This window comes from Arthrobacter sp. 05T442 (genome assembly GCF_056395945.1).
The window spans coordinates 176457-193947 of the sequence record NZ_JBFTKM010000003.1 but is presented as its reverse complement, the minus strand read 5'-3'; the positions used below and the strand labels follow the sequence as shown (position 1 = coordinate 193947).

Annotated in this window: 13 protein-coding genes; 10 read left to right on the top strand and 3 right to left on the bottom strand. The window is 66.7% G+C overall.

The features are described 5' to 3' along the window. Positions 1–9: 9 nt before the first annotated feature. Positions 10–1182 (bottom strand): VIT1/CCC1 transporter family protein, encoded by a 1173-nt coding sequence (locus AC1DES_RS05425; RefSeq protein ID WP_476894663.1) that lies wholly within the window; start codon positions 1180–1182, stop codon positions 10–12. Between the two features lie 216 nt (positions 1183–1398). Between AC1DES_RS05425 and AC1DES_RS05420 the strand changes: the two genes are divergently transcribed. After that, on the top strand, positions 1399–1632 hold the full coding sequence (locus tag AC1DES_RS05420; RefSeq protein ID WP_476894662.1) for a hypothetical protein: 234 nt from the start codon (positions 1399–1401) through the stop codon (positions 1630–1632). A gap of 123 nt (positions 1633–1755) precedes the next feature. Here AC1DES_RS05420 and AC1DES_RS05415 read toward each other — a convergent pair whose 3' ends face one another. After that, complete coding sequence (locus tag AC1DES_RS05415) at positions 1756–3303, bottom strand: sodium:solute symporter family protein (RefSeq protein ID WP_476894661.1); 1548 nt, start codon at positions 3301–3303, stop codon at positions 1756–1758. Between the two features lie 282 nt (positions 3304–3585). Between AC1DES_RS05415 and AC1DES_RS05410 the strand changes: the two genes are divergently transcribed. After that, positions 3586–4161: a helix-turn-helix domain-containing protein gene (locus tag AC1DES_RS05410; protein ID WP_476894660.1), complete on the top strand. Its 576-nt coding sequence runs from the start codon at positions 3586–3588 to the stop codon at positions 4159–4161. Positions 4162–4303: 142 nt separating this feature from the next. On the opposite strand, the gene AC1DES_RS05405 is transcribed toward AC1DES_RS05410, so the two are convergent. After that, on the bottom strand, positions 4304–5131 hold the full coding sequence (locus AC1DES_RS05405) for a DUF559 domain-containing protein (RefSeq protein WP_476894659.1): 828 nt from the start codon (positions 5129–5131) through the stop codon (positions 4304–4306). 478 nt (positions 5132–5609) lie between these two features. On the opposite strand from AC1DES_RS05405, the gene AC1DES_RS05400 reads away from it, so the two are divergent. The 8 genes from AC1DES_RS05400 to AC1DES_RS05365 all read left to right on the top strand — a co-directional run bounded on the left by AC1DES_RS05400 (position 5610) and on the right by AC1DES_RS05365 (position 17427). Further along, positions 5610–7049 carry an ammonium transporter gene (locus tag AC1DES_RS05400; protein ID WP_476894658.1) on the top strand — a complete coding sequence of 480 codons (1440 nt, stop codon included), beginning with the start codon at positions 5610–5612 and terminating at the stop codon, positions 7047–7049. After that, entirely contained in the window at positions 7046–7387 is a 342-nt protein-coding gene (locus AC1DES_RS05395) for a P-II family nitrogen regulator (protein WP_476894657.1), read from the top strand. Before AC1DES_RS05400 ends, AC1DES_RS05395 begins: the two co-directional genes overlap by 4 nt. A 312-nt stretch (positions 7388–7699) precedes the next feature. Further along, on the top strand, positions 7700–8764 hold the full coding sequence (gene speB, locus AC1DES_RS05390; protein ID WP_476894656.1) for an agmatinase: 1065 nt from the start codon (positions 7700–7702) through the stop codon (positions 8762–8764). Continuing rightward, positions 8761–10416 carry a thiamine pyrophosphate-binding protein gene (locus tag AC1DES_RS05385; protein ID WP_476894655.1) on the top strand — a complete coding sequence of 552 codons (1656 nt, stop codon included), beginning with the start codon at positions 8761–8763 and terminating at the stop codon, positions 10414–10416. The genes speB and AC1DES_RS05385 overlap by 4 nt, the downstream gene beginning before the upstream one ends. Positions 10417–10612: 196 nt before the next feature. After that, positions 10613–11098: a MarR family winged helix-turn-helix transcriptional regulator gene (locus AC1DES_RS05380; RefSeq protein WP_476894654.1), complete on the top strand. Its 486-nt coding sequence runs from the start codon at positions 10613–10615 to the stop codon at positions 11096–11098. A 103-nt stretch (positions 11099–11201) separates the two neighbouring features. Beyond that, positions 11202–13352, top strand: coding sequence for an MDR family MFS transporter (locus AC1DES_RS05375; RefSeq protein ID WP_476894788.1), 2151 nt, complete (start codon positions 11202–11204; stop codon positions 13350–13352). A 281-nt stretch (positions 13353–13633) separates the two neighbouring features. After that, positions 13634–15367 carry an ABC transporter ATP-binding protein gene (locus AC1DES_RS05370; protein WP_476894653.1) on the top strand — a complete coding sequence of 578 codons (1734 nt, stop codon included), beginning with the start codon at positions 13634–13636 and terminating at the stop codon, positions 15365–15367. Beyond that, positions 15364–17427 carry an ABC transporter ATP-binding protein gene (locus tag AC1DES_RS05365; RefSeq protein WP_476894652.1) on the top strand — a complete coding sequence of 688 codons (2064 nt, stop codon included), beginning with the start codon at positions 15364–15366 and terminating at the stop codon, positions 17425–17427. The genes AC1DES_RS05370 and AC1DES_RS05365 overlap by 4 nt, the downstream gene beginning before the upstream one ends. Positions 17428–17491 lie beyond the last annotated feature (64 nt).

Genomic DNA, 17491 nt, shown 5'->3' with positions numbered 1-17491 from the left:
CCCCACTTGCTAGGCGGCCACGGCGCCAAAGGCCATGCCGAGCAGATAGGTCACGCCGGCCGCGCCGATCCCGATGGCGAGCTGGCGCAAACCTCGCGTGGTGGGGGACGTGCCCGAGAGCAGGCCGACGACGCCGCCCGTGAACAGCAGGGCCAGGCCCACCAGTGCTGCGGCGACCACGAGGGCCGCCACCCCGGTCAGTCCAAGGAGGAACGGGATGATCGGGACGATCGCACCGGATGCGAAGAAGCAGAAGCTCGACGCCGCTGCGCCCCAGGCGGTGCCGACTGCCTCGTGCTGGTCCTCGGCGTCAGGCAGTTCCGTCCGAAGGGACAGGCTCGGATCGCAGTCGCAGTCCAGCAGGCCCATCCGCTCCGCGACCCGGTGTTCGGCTGCATCCCGGGACATTCCCCGGGCCAGGTAGACCAGCAGGAGCTCGTTGTGTTCGATGTCCAGGGACGGCGCGGCGGCCAGCGTGATCTGGGTGGGGCGGGTCGCGTCCAGGAGCTCCCGCTGCGAACGTACGGAAATGAACTCGCCGGCGCCCATGGACAGCGCCCCGGCGAGCAGTCCGGCCACGCCGCTGAGGAGTACGACGTGGCTCCCGACACCGGACGCGGCCATCCCCATGACGAGGGAAAGGTTGCTGACGAGCCCGTCGTTCGCGCCGAATACCGCGGCCCGGAATGTTCCGGCCAGCCGGTTCCGCCCCCGGGTGGCAAGTCCGCGGACCACTTCTTCATGGATCTGCTCGTCGGCGACCATCGCAGGAGTGGCCGACGGATCATTGGCGTACGGTGAGCGGCTCTCCGCACGCTGGGCGAGGGCCAGGACGAACACCGAGCCGAAGTGGCGTGCGAGGAAGCCCAGGAGCTGGCTCCGGAGCGAGGCGGGGCGGGCCTTGCCGGCGTGTTCGCCCAGCAGCTGGAGCCAGTGCGCCTCGTGTCGTCCCTCGGCCTCGGCCAGGGCGAGCAGGATGGCCCGCTCCTCGCCGTCGCGGTTCTGCGCCAGGTCACGGTAGACGGCCGCTTCGGCGCGCTCGTCGGCGAGGTACTGGCGCCACCGCTTGATGTCCGCGGCATTGTGCGCCGGGACCGCGTGACCGGAGGCGCCGGAGAGCGGGCCCCGGTTTGCCGGGTCCTGATTCGAGTGGTTTTGGTCAGATTTTGCGTGCTGAGACACGAAGGCTCCTGGTCTTGATAGGGCATGGTTCGGCCTCGTTGCCACTCCAGCGTACCCCGTAATTCCGCGCATTTCCGGCCGGCAGTCCTTAGCGAAAAGTTTAGGCAAACCGTAAATCTGGAGGCCTTGACCGGCTAGGTCAGCGGTGCTCGAATGAACGCAAGGGCGGGTTCACCGGAACCACTGCCGCCAGCCCGAGCGCACGGAGGTTGCACCATGGACAACACCGGATCACACCCCATTCAGCCGGTCAGGGACACCATTGAATCCGATCCCGCGTACGACTTCGCCGAGGACGCGCCCATCGCCGATTCGGAGACGGAGGAGGAGGAATTGCTTGAAGAGGCGGAACGGACGGTTCCGCTGGACAAGGAGGATTTCCTGGGCGAGGACCAGCCGGTAGTGCCCTTGGAAACGGACGAATTCCGTGAGCCGGAGGAAAAGGACTGAGCAGGCCACCACGCCGGCCCAATACCTCAGGCAGCCAAACGACGACGGCGGCGCCTCCCCGGAAAAGGGAGGCGCCGCCGTCGGACTTGAGCTCTTTGCCCGTCCCTTATCTTTGCCAGTCCCTTAGCGGGACGGCACCGGAACGTGCTGGTCTTCGACGTCGACGCCCGTCTCGGCGCCCGACTCGAGGCCGGCGACCCGCTCGTGCCAGTGGTTCATGACCGCGGGATCCGTCGGCTTCGTCAGCAGCGAGAGGGCGACGTAGACGAGCGCTGAGGCAACCAGGCCATAGTAGATCGGCTCGTTGGCGTAGATGCCGTCCAGCGGAACCGCGGCGTTGATCTCCAGGATGATCATGGTGCCGAGCGTGATGACCGAGCCGACTGCCATGGACGCGGCTGCGGCCACGCCGGTGCCGCGCTTCCAGAGCAGACCGCCGAGGATGGCAACGAGCAGGCCGCCCACGAGGATGTCGTAGGCGATGGTGAGGGCTGCGACGACGTCTTTGGTGATGATGGCGATGACGATTGCCACGACCCCCAGTCCCAGGACCCACATGCGGTTGGCCTTGACGTCGTGCTCGGGGTTGTCGGTGTCGTCGGTGTTGATGCTCTTGCCGAACCAGCCGGCGACAAAGGGGACCACATCGGCGCGGGCCACGGTGGCGGCGGCGATCAGCGCGCCGGAAGCCGTGGACATCATGGCAGCGACGGCCGCGGCGAGCACGAGGCCGCCGATGCCGATGGGCAGCAGGTTGGTGGCGACTTCGGCGTAGACAACGTCCTTGCCGAGCTTGGCGACGTTGATGTTCGGCAGCGCGACGCGCGCGCCCAGGCCGATCAGGGCCCCTGCTGCACCATAGAGGATGCAGTAGACGCCGGCCGTGGCGCCGCCCCAGCGCGCCACGGTCGGGGTCTTGGCCGTGAACACGCGCTGCCAGATGTCCTGTCCGATCAGCAGTCCCAGGGTGTACACCACGAAGTAGGTGATGATGGTCTGGATTCCGATGCCGTCGACCTGGAAGAAGCTGGCTTCAACGCGGCTGCGGATCCCGTCCAGGCCACCCGCAGCGTTGAGCGTGAGGGGGAGCATCAGAAGGAAGATGCCGACGGTCTTGATGACGAACTGAACCTGGTCGGCCAGCGTAATGGACCACATTCCGCCGATGGTCGAGTAGACCAGCACGATTGCGCCTCCGATGGCGATCGCGAGGGCGCGGTCCCAGCCGAAGAGCACGACGAAGATGGTGGCGTAGGCGCCGGTGGAGGTGGCGCACAGCATCAACGTGTAGGCGAGCATGACGATTCCGGAGGTCTGCGTGGCCTTGCTGCCGTAGCGCAGGGTCAGCATCTGGGACACGGTGTAGATCTTCAGCTTCTGGATGGTGCTGGCGAAGAGCAGGCTCAGCAGGAGCACGCCGGCGCCGATTGCGACCACGAGCCACATGCCGGAGATGCCGAATTTGTAGCCCAGTCCAACGCCGCCGACGGTCGAGGCGCCGCCGAGGACGACGGCGGCCATGGTGCCGGTGTAGAGGAACGGGCCGAGCCTGCGGCCTGCGACCAGGAAGTCGCTATTGTTCTTGGTGCGGGTTTTGCCCCACCACCCGAACGCCAGCATAGCGACGAGGTACACCACCACGATGGCGATGTTGACGAAACTTGCGTCCATGAAAGGGCTCCTTGGAGCTGTTGGTGGCAGCGCTGAAGCGGCCGCGACGCAACACTGCGCTCGGCTTTCGGCTGCTACTTGACGGTTTGGTGGGGGCTGTTACCCCCAGGGTGCTTGTCCGATTGCCCAGTAGGCAACACTTGTTGCCAAAGAGTATGTTGTGATCCTGGTAACAGTCAAGACGCATCCCGTGCCGCTGCAGTTTCCGGCGTCACAGGGCCGTTGTCCCGCTAGGATTGCTCCAATGATGGGGCCGAGCGGCCGGCCGTGAAAGGTTCCTAAATGAAGGCTCTACCAGTTGAACCGAGCAACGTTCCCGTTGCCATCGGTTCCCGGATCCGCGCCGCACGGCAGTCGCAGCGGCTCACCATAGAGCAAGTTGCCGATGCTACCGGGCTGACGAAGGGTTTTCTCAGCCGGGTCGAGCGGGACCTTACCTCACCCTCGGTGGCGTCCCTCGTGACGCTGTGCCAGGTGCTCTCCATCTCGATCGGCGACTTGTTTGCCGCCCCGGAAACCCACCTCACCAAGCAGAATGAAGGTCCCCGGATCTCGCTCGGCGGCGAGGGGATCGTGGAGCGCCTGCTGACGGCCCGCTCCGAACGCCGGGTCCAGATCATCCAGGCCGTGATCGAACCGCGCGGCCGCGGCGAATCCGAACTGTACGCCGTGGACTGCGACGTCGACGTCCTTCACGTCGTCAAGGGCAGCATCCGGCTAGTCCTTACCAACGAGGAGTTTGAGCTCAACGCCGGGGACACTGTCACGTTTCCAGGCCGGGAGCCGCATACCTGGGTCAACCCCACGGACGACGCCGTCGAGGTCCTGTGGGTGCTGGTGCCCGCCGCCAGCCGCTAATCTCCGGCTGGGCTTGACTACTCGCCAGCGTCCCGCTGCGCTCCTTCCCGGTTGCTGGTCCGCCGAGGGCTGCGGGGCCGCGCCAAGTCCCGGAATCTCGCGGGCGGTCCGGGGTGCGCCGGGAGGCAACTGGGCTGGAGCGTCACGGGATGCTGTGCGGGTGCCGGCTCAGCACGGTTCGAATTTCAGCGATGACACGCTCGGGCTCAAACCATATGTGCTCCGGCATGTACCTGAGCACCGCAAACCCGCCTACCGTAGAGGCGTTGTTGCGCCCCAGATCCCGGCGCATGGCCTCGCGGTTGGAGTGGAATGCATAGCCGTCCACTTCCACGATGAGGAATCCCTCAATCAGGAAGTCGACCCGGCCGATTCCCGGGAGCTGGACCTGGGTGTCGAAGCCGATTCGGTTTGCCTTGAACAGATGCTGGGCATCGACCTCCACGATTGACTCGGCCCGCAGGTCCAACTGACGCAGGGCCTGCAGTACCGGACCGGATCTGTCGCCGACCAGCTGGGCCTTCAGTAATTCGAGGGGAATGCCATGCAGGCGCATGGCCGATGTCGCCAGGGCGGTTGATGCGGGCGGCTGTAAGCACGAGAGCGCGTGCAGCGCAACGTCCTCGACCGCGGCCACTGGCAACAGGGCAGGGCCCTCGAACCGGATGGTCCGGTGCCGGATGAAGCCGGTACCGTGGCCGTGGTTGCAGGCCAGATGATGCTGGGCCGGGATCTCCCTCAGCCAGAGGCCGTAGTACGGCGCAGCACTGGCACAACTGACGCGGGCATTGTGCCGAATGGCCGCCACGAGCTCCGGCTGGCACTCGGGCAGCACGAAGACTCCCCGCCGGGGTTGGCTCGCTCCCGCCCTCGGGAGTCCGACGATTTCCGTCCGGGAGTATCCGGCGGCCAGGAGCTGGCCGGTCCGGGCGACTCCGCCGAGTTGTGCAAGATATTTGATGGGGTCCATACCGCCAGTCCACAGGCCGGATTTGAACCGCGGAACGGTGCAATTGGGCTATGTGGGCAATTCGGTATGGGCAATCGCGCTGTGCGGGGCTGACGGGGAGCCGCCGGCGGGCGTTGGCTGCGTTCCTTCCCAGTTGCTTGGCGCGCGGGCGGCCCCACGGCCGGCACAGGCCCGGAATCCCGCGGCCCGCCCGGGCCGGCCCGGGGTGGGCGTGGTAGCAACCGGGAAGGAGCGTCGGGCCGGCCGGTTGCCTCGGACATTCAGATGGTGAGATCTACGTCACATTCCATTAACACGCTGGAAATCAGGAATTAATTCCCCGGCCCACTTCGTAACGTGCGCGCAAAGACAGGCGAGCCTAAGGGAAACATGCCGTCAGTAGCGTCATCTGCGGGGGACGTGCAACCCGTCCGCAGTTGAAATGGACTCGCCGAATCGGCGCCCGTTGGAGCGCCATCACTCGAGGAAGGCTCCCGCAATGAACATGTCCGTGCTTGCAGTAGGAATGGCAGTAGATCCCCAGGCTCTTGATCCTGGCGCGACGGCGTGGATGCTTGCAGCGTCCGCCCTCGTCCTCCTCATGACTCCAGGCCTCGCGTTCTTCTACGGCGGCCTCGTGAGAATGAAATCCGTCCTGAACATCATGATGATGAGCTTCGGTGCAATGGGCATCGTCGCCGTCGTCTGGGCCCTGTGGGGTTACGGCATGGCGTTCGGGCCCGACACCCTCGGCGGATTCGTCGGGGACCCCTTCGCCAACTTCGGCCTGAGCGGGCTGACCAGCAGCATCGGCGGCAAGGCTGCGGGCCTGCCGGACATGGTGTTCATCGGTTTCCAGGCCACCTTTGCCATCATTACCGTCGCCCTCATCAGCGGGGCGGTCGCCGAACGCGTCAGGTTTGGCCCCTGGCTCCTGTTCGCCGCGCTGTGGGTGACACTTGTCTATGCGCCGATCGCCCACTGGGTCTGGGGCGGCGGAATCTTTGGCGCTACCGGCATCGTCGGCAGCAAGATCTCGGCGCTCGACTTCGCCGGCGGCACCGTCGTGCACATGAACGCAGGCATCGCGGGCCTCATGCTGGCCGTGGTTCTGGGCAAGCGCCTCGGCTTCATGAAGGACCCGAATATCCGTCCCCACAACCTGCCCTTCGTGATGCTGGGCGCGGGACTGCTGTGGTTTGGCTGGTTCGGTTTCAATGCGGGCTCGGAACTCGCGGCCGACGCCACGGCAGGGCTGGCCTGGACCAACACCCTGCTGGCAACGAGTGCGGCACTGCTTGGCTGGCTGCTGGTGGAGCGGATCAGGGACGGGCATGCCACGTCGCTCGGTGCCGCCTCGGGCGCGGTGGCTGGCCTGGTCGCCGTCACTCCTGCCTGCGGGTTCATCGACCCGGTCGGCGCCATCCTCATCGGCACGATCGCCGGGGCGGTGTGTGCGCTCGCCGTCGGGCTGAAGTTCAAGATCGGCTTGGACGACTCACTTGATGTTGTGGCCGTACACTTCGTCGGCGGCCTGTGGGGAACGCTGTCGCTTGGATTCTTCGCCCTCCCGTCCGCCAAGACCGAAGGCGGATTGTTGTACGGCGGCGGCCTGGCGCAGTTCTGGCCCCAACTGCTCACCGCGCTCATCGTCACCGTGTGGAGTGCCGTCATGACCACTCTGATCGGCTTCGCAATCCACAAGACCATTGGGATGAGGGTGACCGAGGCCGATGAGCTCTCCGGCATCGACGTGACGGAACATGCGGAAACGGCGTACGAGCTCCTCATGGTCGGCGGAAGCTTCCATCCCGGTGATCCGCACGGAAAGGCCATCCCCGCGGCCTCCCGGGCTGAGGTGCAGGCTGAGGTGAAGGCGGAGATCCAGGCCGAAAGCCGTCCGGAGAGCGAACCAGCCCGCGGCAAGGTCTCCACATGAAGCTCGTGACAGCCATCGTGCGGCCGGAGAAGGTCGACGCCGTCAGCGTTGCACTGGAGGAACTCGGGGTCAACGGGCTGACGGTCAGCCAGGCCAGCGGCTACGGCCGGCAGCGCGGTCATGTGGAGGTCTACCGCGGCGCTGAATACAACTCCGATCTCCTCCCCAAGGTCAGGGTGGAAGTCCTGGTTAACGAGGACGTGGTCGACGGCGTCGTGGAGGCGGTCCTGGCGGTTGCCCGTACGGGCCATTTTGGGGACGGCAAAATCTGGACCATTGACGTCCGCGACGCTGTCCGCGTCCGGACGGGGGAACGGGGCGCCTCGGCCATCGCCTGAACGGATGGCCCCGGCGGTGCGGGCGGCGACGGCGGTGCGGACGAACGACGCCGACGGCGGCGCGGCCAGTGCGGTGCGGCGGTGCCGACGACGACGGCGGCGCAGCCAGTGCGGTGCGGACGAACGACGCCGACGGCGGTGCGGCCAGTGCGGTGGCGCCGACGGCGACGGCGGCGCCGCACTGCCCGCCCGCGGCTTCCGAGAACCGGCCCCCAAGCCAGATCTTTGGTAAACAAATGATGCGCAACGCGAAACTTCGAGTGTATGATGGCTGTCACACCCGTCAGTCAATCCTCGAAGGAGAGGCGTCTTTTGGAAGAGCTGCGCATCGAGGCCAACGGCAACCTTGGCCCCATCGATTCATCCCGCATTCCGCGCTACGCGGGAGCCGCCACCTACGCCCGCCTGCCGCGGCTGGACCAGGTCGCCAGGGCCGACGTCACGGTGGTCGGCGTGCCGTTCGATTCCGGCGTCTCCTACCGCCCCGGCGCCCGTTTCGGTGCCAACCACGTCCGCGAGGCCAGCCGCCTGCTCCGTCCGTACAACCCGGCCTGGGATGTCAGCCCCTTCGAGAATGTCCAGGTGGCCGACGCCGGCGACATGGCCGTCAACCCGTTCAACATCCATGAAGCCATCGAGACCATCCAGCAGAACGCCCTGGACCTCACCGCCGCTGGCAGCAAGCTGTTGACCCTCGGCGGTGACCACACCATTGCCCTGCCGCTGCTGCGTGCCGCCGCCGAACGCGCCGGCCAGCCCGTCGCCATGCTGCACTTTGACGCGCACCTGGACACCTGGGACACCTACTTCGGCGCCGAATACACCCACGGCACGCCTTTCCGCCGCGCTGTCGAGGAAGGCATCCTGGACACCGAGGCCATCAGCCACATCGGTACCCGTGGCCCCCTGTACGGCAAGAAGGATCTCGACGACGACCACCGCTTCGGCTTCGGCATCGTCACCTCCGCCGACGTCTACTACCAGGGCGTGCTCGAAACGGTGGCCAAGGTCCGCGACCGGATTGGGAACCGCCCGCTCTACATCTCCGTGGATATCGACGTCCTGGACCCGGCCCACGCCCCCGGCACCGGCACCCCGGAAGCGGGCGGCATCACGAGCCGCGAACTGCTGGAAATCATCCGCGGCTTCCGCGGCATGAACCTCGTGGGCGCCGACGTCGTCGAGGTCGCCCCCGCCTACGACCACGCCGACATCACGGGTGTGGCCGCGAGCCACGTCGCCTACGAACTCGTGACCTTGATGGCGGACCGCGCCGTGGAAGGGGACAGGTTCGGCACGCCCAGCGGCTACGCAGCCCAGGCCCTCGGCCAGGAGTCGCGACGCCCGGCCGGATTCGCCCCGGCGGTCACCCAATGACCGGCGTGCGCAACGGCGGGGACCTCGTCGTCGAGACCCTGGAGGCGCTGGGCGCCAAGACGGTCTTCGGCATCCCGGGCCAGCACGCCCTGGGCCTCTTCGACGCGATGGGCCGCGGAAACCTGCATTTCGTGTCCTCCCGGGTGGAGAACAACTCCGCCTTCGCCGCGGACGGCTATTCCCGCGCCACCGGCGAAGTGGGGGTGCTCTTCCTCTCCACCGGCCCGGGCGCCCTGACGTCGCTGGCCGGACTGCAGGAGGCCTACGCCACCGGCGTGCCCATGGTGGTCGTGGCGAGCCAGATCCCGCTGGAGGGGCTTGGTGCGCGCCGCAAAGGCATGCTGCACCAGCTCGATGACCAGAAGGCCTCGGCCGCGAACGTCACCAAGAGCCAGCGGCTCATCCAGCACGCCTCCGGCATTCCCTCGGCCATCCAGGACGCCTGGACCGAGGCGATCTCCTCGCCGCAGGGACCCGTGTGGCTGGAAATTCCGCAGAACGTGCTCCTGGATCCCATCATGGTGCCGCCGGTGGAGGACGCCCTCGCCGAAGCGGCGGATAATCCGCCCCGGGTGGAGCTGGTCCGCGAGGCCGTGAAATGGCTCTCGACGGCGGAGCGTCCCGCCATCATCGCCGGCGGCGGTACGCGCCGCGGCAAGGCCGAGAAGTCGCTGCTCTCCATCGCCGAGAAGCTGCGGGCACCGGTCATCTGCACGCCGGGCGGCAACGGTGCGTTCCCCTGGAACCACGAACTCTCGCTCCAGGCCTGGATCGAGGACCAGTACATGACGGAGGTCCTCGAGGACGCCGACGTGCTGATCGTCGTCGGCTCCTCCCTGGGCGAGGTCACGTCCAACTACTTCACGTTCGAACCCCGCGGCCGGATCATCCAGATCGACGCCGAACCCCGCGTCCTGGAGTCCAACCGCCCCGGCCTGGGTATCCGTGCCGACGCGGGACAGGCCCTCGCCGCCCTCGATGAGGCCCTGACGGAACCGCACGGAGAGCGCGCCGACTGGCACGGCACGGCGCCCGAGGTCCTGGCCAAGGAAACCCTGGCGAAGGTCAAGGGCCGCCTCGAAGCACAGGACCTCGGCAAGGAACTGAAGTTCATGGCGGACATCCGCGAGGCCGTTCCCGCGGACATGCAGACGTTCTGGGACATGACGATCTCCGCCTACTGGGCCTGGAGCTGCTGGGACGCCCGCCGGGGCCAGTTCCACTCCGCGCAGGGCGCCGGTGGGCTGGGCTTCGGCTTCCCCGCGGCGATCGGCGGCGCCGTCGGCCTGGAAACCACCGGCAGGCCGGGGCGGGTACTGGCCGTCTCCGGCGACGGATCGGCGATGTACTCCATCTCCGAGCTTGCCACCGCCAAACAGCACAACGTTCCGGTCACCTGGCTGATCGTGGACGACGGCGGGTACGGGATCCTGCGCGAGTACATGGTCGGCGCCTTCGGCAAGGCCACGGCCACCGAGCTCGCCCGGCCCGACTTCGTCAAACTGGCCGAGGCCTTCGGCGTGCCGGCCGTCAGGATCGCCCCCGAGGGCGTCGGGGGCGCGCTGAAGGCCGCTTTCGCCGCGGACGGCCCCAACGTCGTCGTCGTCGAAACCCTGCTCAAGATGTTCGGGCCCACACACCTGGCCACCTAGACGGTCCACCGCGTCAGTCTCCGCGCGGACCGGCAGCCAACCTTTGCGGCACACGTAAGGGCGGCGCTGCCGGTCCGCGCTCGGCGTTTAAACGCCTCCTTCGGCAGGCCTGGCCACCACCGGCACACGTTAGTTTCCCAAAGTAACCAATTTTGCTATATAGTTGCCTTGGGCAAACAAAAGAGGGGTGTCCGTTATGTCAGTTGAATCCAACGCTGCAGCCAAACTCGTTTATCAGATCTTCGATCTCCAGCGCGCCGTCCGGTGCGTCGCCGCAGCCAACCTGCGGGGACAAGACACGGGCGTGGCGCTGCAGGGCGTTCTCCGCTTCGTGGGGGAGGGCGAATCCCGGGCCACGCACCTTGCGGAACGGCTCGGCGTCAGCGCCCCCGTCCTCAGCCGGCACATCGCCGAACTTGAGGAGCACGGCTATGTGGTCCGCAGGCCGGATCCGGAGGACGGGCGGGCGCAACTGATCGCGCTGTCCGCCGTCGGCGCTGAGAAGCTCCGCGTCATCGAAGACCAGCGCACCGCGACCATCCAGGGCCTGCTGGCGGACTGGAGCGAGGACGACGTCGAAGTGACGGCTCGGACCCTCAAAAAACTTGCTGAGTCCCTGCGGACTTCAGCCCGGGCAACGACGGCCGGAACCACAAACACGACCGAACTTGTTGAGGAGTAGACATATGGCTAGCCACGCTGCCGCGACAGGGCCGTCCCCGGCCCCGTCCCACATTCCACCGGGAGCATCCGCTGCACCGGAATCCGCCGCACAGCCGGCGCCGATGACCCACCGCCAGATCATGGAGGCCCTCACCGGGCTGCTGGCCGCGTTCTTCACCGCCATCTTGAGCAGCACCATTGTGGCCAACGCCCTTCCGACCATCATGTCCGAGCTCAAGGGCACGCAGACCGACTTCGCCTGGGTCATTACGGCGGCGCTGCTGGCCAACGCCGCAACGACGCCGATCTGGGGCAAGCTGGCGGACCTCTTCAACAAGAAGGTCCTCGTCCAGCTGAGCATTGTGATCTTCGTGGCCGGCTCCGTCATGGCCGGCCTGTCCGAGACCATCCCGCTGCTGTTGACCGCCCGCGTCATCCAGGGCATCGCCATGGGCGGGCTCACGGCCCTGGCCCAGGCGATCATCGGATCCATGATCCCGCCGCGTGACCGTGGCAAGTACTCCGGCTACATGGGCGGCGTCATGGCCGTCGGTACGGCCGGCGGCCCGCTGCTGGGAGGATTCATCGTGGACAGCCCGTTGGGGTGGCGCTGGACCTTCTTCGTCTGCGTCCCGCTCGCCGTCGTTGCCCTCATCCTGCTCCAGATCACGCTGAAGATCCCGCACATCAAGCGCCCAGCCAAGATCGACTGGCTCGGTTCGATCCTGCTGACCTCCGGCGTCAGCCTCCTGCTGATCTGGGTCTCCTTCGCCGGCAACCCGGACTACTACGACTGGTGGTCCTGGCAGACGGCGGCCATGGTCGGCGGCGGCGTGCTGCTTCTGGCCCTGCTGGTGGTCGTGGAATCCCGGGTGGCCCAGCCCATCATCCCGCTCAAGATCATCTCCGAGCGCACCACTGCCCTCGCGATCCTGGCCTCGGTGGCTGTGGGCGTCGGCATGTTCGGCTCCTCGACCTTCCTTGGCCAGTATTTCCAGGTGGCACGCGGAGCCACCCCCACCGAAGCCGGCCTGCTGACCCTGCCGATGATCGCAGGCAACCTGATCGGTTCCGTGGCCTCCGGCATGCTCATCAGCCGCACCGGAAAGTGGAAGCGCTACCTCGTGGCGGGCGCCGTCCTGCTGATCGGCGGCCTGGGCCTCGCGGGCAGCATGGACCACACCACCGATCTCTGGCTGACCGGCATCTACACCGCCATCCTCGGCATCGGTCTCGGCCTGCTGATGCAGAACCTGGTCCTCGCGGTCCAGAACACGGTCAAGGCGACGGACATCGGCACGGCCAGCGCCTCTGTTGCTTTCTTCCGCTCCTTCGGTGGCGCCATCGGCGTCTCGGTCCTTGGTGCCGTGCTGGGCAACCGCGTCAAGGAGCTCGCAGTGGAAGGACTCGCTGCGGCCAAGATCCAGGTCCCGGCCGGTTCCTCCGGCGCCAGCATGGACCTCAAAGACATGCCGGCACCGATCCGCGACATCATGCGCGCCGCGTACGGTGATGCGATTGCCCAGATCTTCCTGATCTCGGCCATCATCGGCCTGGTGGCGCTCGTGGCGATCCTGTTCATCAAGGAACGCCCGTTGCGCCGCACCGTGGACATCAGCGCCGAACCCGCCGAGCGCGGAGACGACGCCGCGGCAGCAGCCGGCGGAATCGTGGCCGCGACCGCACCGGGGACGGCCGGGATCGACGCCGGTGAGCCGTCCGACGGGTTCCGGTCCTACGACGCCGGCACCCCCGGGACTGCAGGCTCAGCCGCTTCGCCTGACGGGTCCGCATCCGGAAGCGGAATCGTGGACCTTGACCGCGAATTCATCGAAGTGCTCAGCAGGCAGCGCGCCAGCGAATCCCGGTTCCCGGACGCCGCCCGTGCGGACATCGGCGGTCCCAACGCAGGGCTCCCGAATACCGGACTTCGGGCCACTGGCCAGCAGGGGCCCGCAGAGGACCGGGCCTCGGACCGGGAGGGCGCCCGGGCGCGGGCCCGCACCCTCGTGGCCGACGCGCGCGCCGAGGCCGCCGACGTCGTTCCCTTGCTGCTGCAGACCCAGCAGCTCTTGGCGGAGCAGCAGCTCCAGCTGGCCGACGCCCTGCGGGCGGTCTATGAGCAGGCGGCCGAGCAGCGTGCCATCGCCGCCGAACAGGCGCGTGTCAGCGAAGAGCTCACGGCCCTGCGCCGGCAGCTCGCGAAGGAACGGAAGCTTCAGCGCGCGGCCGCCGAGTACATCGCAACACACGGCCGGCACCGAAACGGCTAGTTCGGCGTCCATGATCCACGGACCCGGATCCACGACGGCCCGGTGGCCGCCCTGCGGGGCGCGCCGCCGGGCCGCCGTCGTTCCAGCGGGAACCCCGAAGCGCGAACAAATACACCGTTGGGATGATATTCGGTGTTCCATTTCCCATGTTGTTTCATGTGCGCCGGGTATTTCGTAGAGTGGGGCCTAGGCTGTCGGCCCCCACTGCTATTAATTACTCCATTCACTCGGCGCTCCCGAAAGCGCATCACCATTGACGTATTGCTAAAGGACTCATGGGCATGCTTGTCACCCTTATGCGGCGCTATTCCAAGCCGTATCTGCCGTACATCGCGGCTGTCGTCATTTTCCAGCTCGCGTCGACCATCGCGGCACTGTACCTCCCCAGCCTCAACGCCCAGATCATCGACGAGGGCGTCTCCCGCGGGGACACGGACTACATCTGGCGCACCGGCGGAGTCATGCTCGGGGTCGCGCTGATCCAGGTGGTGACGGCCATCGCCGGAGTCTACTTCGGCTCGAAGGCCGCGATGGCGTTCGGCAGGGACCTGCGGCGCGGGGTCTTCCGCAAGGTCAGCAGCTTCTCAGCCAAGGACGTCAGTGTGTTCGGCGCCCCCACGCTCATCACGCGCGGAACCAACGATGTCCAGCAGGTCCAGATGCTCGTGCTCATGGGGCTGAACTTCATGGTGGCCACGCCCATCATGTGCATCGGCGGCATCTTCATGGCGCTGCGCGAGGATCTCAACCTTTCCTGGCTGGTCTGGGTCTCGGTTCCGCTGCTGACGGTTGTGGTGGGCTACCTCGTGGTCCGGCTGATGCCGCTCTTCCGCTCCATGCAGAAGAAGATCGACCGGCTCAACGGGGTCCTCCGCGAGCAGATCATCGGCATCCGGGTGGTCCGGGCGTTCGTGCGCGAACCCCACGAAGCCGAGCGGTTCGGCGCGGCCAACAAGGAACTCACGGATGTCTCGCTGAAGATCGGTGCGCTGTTCGTGCTGATGTTCCCCGCGATCGGGATGATCCTGCACGTCTCCACCGCCGCGGTGCTGTGGTTCGGCGGCCAGCGAGTGGACGCCGGCGAGATGCAGGTCGGTTCGCTGACCGCGTTCCTGCAATACCTGCTCCAGATCCTGATGGCCGTCATGATGGGCACGTTCATGGCCATGATGATTCCGCGCGCCTCGGTGTGCGCGGACCGCATCGGCGAGGTGCTCGACGTCGAACCCTCCATCCACGAACCGCTCACCCCCGTGGCGCCGGCCGAAAAGGCGGGCCGCGTGGAGTTCCGCAACGTCTCCTTCGCTTACCCCGGTGCCGAAGCACCCGTGCTCAGCAACATCAGCTTCACGGCCGAGCCGGGCCAGACCGTGGCAATCATCGGCTCCACCGGCGCCGGCAAGACGAGTCTCCTGGCCCTGCTGCCCCGGCTCTATGACGCTGAATCCGGGGAGGTATTGCTCGACGGCGTCCCCGTCACCAACCTGGACCGGGCCGAGATCACGCAGCGCGTGGCGATGGTGCCGCAGCGTCCCTACCTTTTCTCGGGAACCATTGAGCACAACCTGCGGTTCGGCAAGCCCGAGGCCACGGACGAGGAACTGTGGGAGGCGCTGACCGTGGCCCAGGCGGAGGACTTTGTGCGGGAAAAGAAGGACGGCCTCGGCTCCCGCATCGCCCAGGGCGGCACCAACGTCTCCGGCGGCCAGCGGCAGCGGCTGTGCATCGCACGGGCCCTCGTCACCGGGCCCAAGGTGTTCCTCTTCGACGACTCGTTCTCGGCCCTCGACGTTGCCACCGACGCCCGGCTCCGCCGGGCCCTCAAGGCCAAGACAGCGGACGCGACGGTGATCATCGTGGGCCAGCGGGTCTCGACGATTGCCGACGCCGACCAGATCCTGGTGCTGGAAAACGGCCGGATCGTGGACCGCGGCACGCATGAGGAACTGCTCGAAAGCTCCACAACGTATCAGGAAATCGTCGAATCCCAGCTGACTGCAGAGGCCGTGGCATGAGCACCAACGAGAAAGTCTCCGCGATCGAAGCGCCGGGGAACACAGTCTCCGCCAACGAAGCGCCGGACGAGGAGTTCTTCGAGGAGAAATTCACTCCGGGTGAAGCCGACGGCGGCATGTTCGGCGCCATGCCGGCCAAGAAGGCGCAGCATTTCTGGCCGTCCGCGAAGCGCCTTATGGGCCTGCTGAAGCCCGAGCGGGCAGGCATAGCCCTGGTGCTCGGGATGGTGACGGTTGCCGTCGTCCTCAACGTCATCGCGCCCCGGATCCTGGGCCAGGCCATGGACGTGATCTTCGGCGGAGTCGTCGGCAAGCAGCTTCCGGCCGGGGCCAGCAAGGAACAGTTCGTCCAGGGGCTGCGCTCCCAGGGCAAGGACAACCTCGCCGACATGCTCTCCAAGATGGACCTGGTGCCCGGCGTTGGCATCGACTTCCAGAAGCTCGCCTTCCTGATCAGCGTTGTGCTGGTGATGTACTTCGTCGCCAACATCTTCCTGTGGCTGCAGGGCTACGTCCTGAACGTTCTCGTCATGCGGGTGGTCCGCAGGCTCCGGGACGACACCGAAAACAAGCTCAACAGGCTCCCGCTGAACTACTTCGACACCCGCCAGCGCGGCGACATCCTCTCCCGCGTCACCAACGACGTCGACAACATCCAGCAGGCGCTGCAGCAGGCGTTCGCGCAGCTGGTGAACTCGGCGCTGACAGTGCTCGGCATCGTGATCATGATGTTCATCGTGTCCTGGCAGCTGGCCCTGATCGCACTGATCGCGCTGCCGCTGTCAGGGGTGGCCGCAGGCATCATCGGCTCCCGCAGCCAGAAACTGTTCGCGTCGCAGTGGAAGAACACCGGTGAGCTCAACGGCCAGATCGAGGAATCCTTCTCCGGCCATGACCTCGTCCGCGTCTTCGGCCGCGACGCCGACATGCTGGCCCGCTTCGACGAGCGGAACGAGGCCCTGTACCGGGCCAGCTTCGGCGCCCAGTTCGTCTCCGGCATGATCATGCCGGTCATGCAGTTCGTGTCCTACCTCAGCTACGTGGGCATCGCCGTCGTCGGCGGCCTGCGCGTCGCCTCCGGCGGCATGAGCCTGGGCGACGCCACCGCGTTCATCCAGTACTCCCGGGAATTCACCCAGCCGCTGGGCCAGATGGCGGGCATGGCCAACATGCTGCAGTCCGGCGTCGCCTCCGCGGAGCGGGTTTTCGAATTCCTGGACGCCGAGGAACAGGACGCCGAAACCGCCACCGAGCACCTGCCGGCGAAGACCGACGGCCATGTCGAGTTCAAGCACGTCACCTTCAGCTACTCGCCGGATAAGCCCCTGATCGAGGACCTGTCTTTCACCGCCGAGCCCGGGCACACCGTGGCGATCGTCGGGCCGACGGGCGCGGGGAAGACCACCCTGGTGAACCTCGTGATGCGCTTCTACGAGCTCAACGCCGGCAGCATCACACTGGACGGCGTCGAGATCACGCAGCTCAGCCGTGCGGAACTCCGCGCGAAGGTCGGCATGGTCCTGCAGGACGCCTGGCTCTTCGGCGGAACCATCTACGAGAACATCCGCTACGGCAAGCTGGATGCCACCGAAGACCAGATCATGGAGGCGGCGAAGGCCACGTTCGTGGACCGCTTCGTCCGCGCACTCCCGGATGGTTACGACACGGTCATCGACGAGGAGGGGAACAACGTCAGCGCCGGCGAAAAGCAGCTGATCACGATTGCCCGGGCCTTTGTGGCGAACCCCTCACTGCTGATCCTGGACGAGGCCACGAGTTCCGTGGACACCCGGACGGAAGTGCTGGTCCAGAAAGCCATGGCGGCCCTGCGCACGGAGCGCACGAGCTTTGTGATCGCCCACAGGCTCTCCACCATCCGCGACGCGGACACCATCCTGGTGATGGAAGCAGGCCGCATCGTGGAGCAGGGACGGCACGCCGAACTCCTGGAACTCCAGGGCGCCTACTATCGCCTGTACATGTCCCAGTTCGCCGGCGAAGACGCCGAGGCGTCCTTCTCGGAGAACGCGGCGGAAGACCCGACGGCGGTGCGGAGCTGAGCGCCGTCGGGCCCGCCGCCCAGAACCCGACCGTTCAGAACCCCGGGCGCATCGAGGTGCAGGT

Excerpts from the sequence above, each read along its gene's own strand:
- AC1DES_RS05420 (WP_476894662.1), top strand. The coding sequence starts at position 1,399 with ATGGACAACACCGGATCACACCCCATTCAGCCGGTCAGGGACACCATT.
- AC1DES_RS05375 (WP_476894788.1), top strand. The coding sequence starts at position 11,202 with ATGACCCACCGCCAGATCATGGAGGCCCTCACCGGGCTGCTGGCCGCG.
- AC1DES_RS05410 (WP_476894660.1), top strand. The coding sequence starts at position 3,586 with ATGAAGGCTCTACCAGTTGAACCGAGCAACGTTCCCGTTGCCATCGGT.
- AC1DES_RS05405 (WP_476894659.1), bottom strand. The coding sequence starts at position 5,131 with ATGGACCCCATCAAATATCTTGCACAACTCGGCGGAGTCGCCCGGACC.
- AC1DES_RS05395 (WP_476894657.1), top strand. The coding sequence starts at position 7,046 with ATGAAGCTCGTGACAGCCATCGTGCGGCCGGAGAAGGTCGACGCCGTC.
- AC1DES_RS05385 (WP_476894655.1), top strand. The coding sequence starts at position 8,761 with ATGACCGGCGTGCGCAACGGCGGGGACCTCGTCGTCGAGACCCTGGAG.
- AC1DES_RS05400 (WP_476894658.1), top strand. The coding sequence starts at position 5,610 with ATGAACATGTCCGTGCTTGCAGTAGGAATGGCAGTAGATCCCCAGGCT.
- AC1DES_RS05370 (WP_476894653.1), top strand. The coding sequence starts at position 13,634 with ATGCTTGTCACCCTTATGCGGCGCTATTCCAAGCCGTATCTGCCGTAC.
- AC1DES_RS05380 (WP_476894654.1), top strand. The coding sequence starts at position 10,613 with ATGTCAGTTGAATCCAACGCTGCAGCCAAACTCGTTTATCAGATCTTC.
- AC1DES_RS05365 (WP_476894652.1), top strand. The coding sequence starts at position 15,364 with ATGAGCACCAACGAGAAAGTCTCCGCGATCGAAGCGCCGGGGAACACA.
- AC1DES_RS05415 (WP_476894661.1), bottom strand. The coding sequence starts at position 3,303 with ATGGACGCAAGTTTCGTCAACATCGCCATCGTGGTGGTGTACCTCGTC.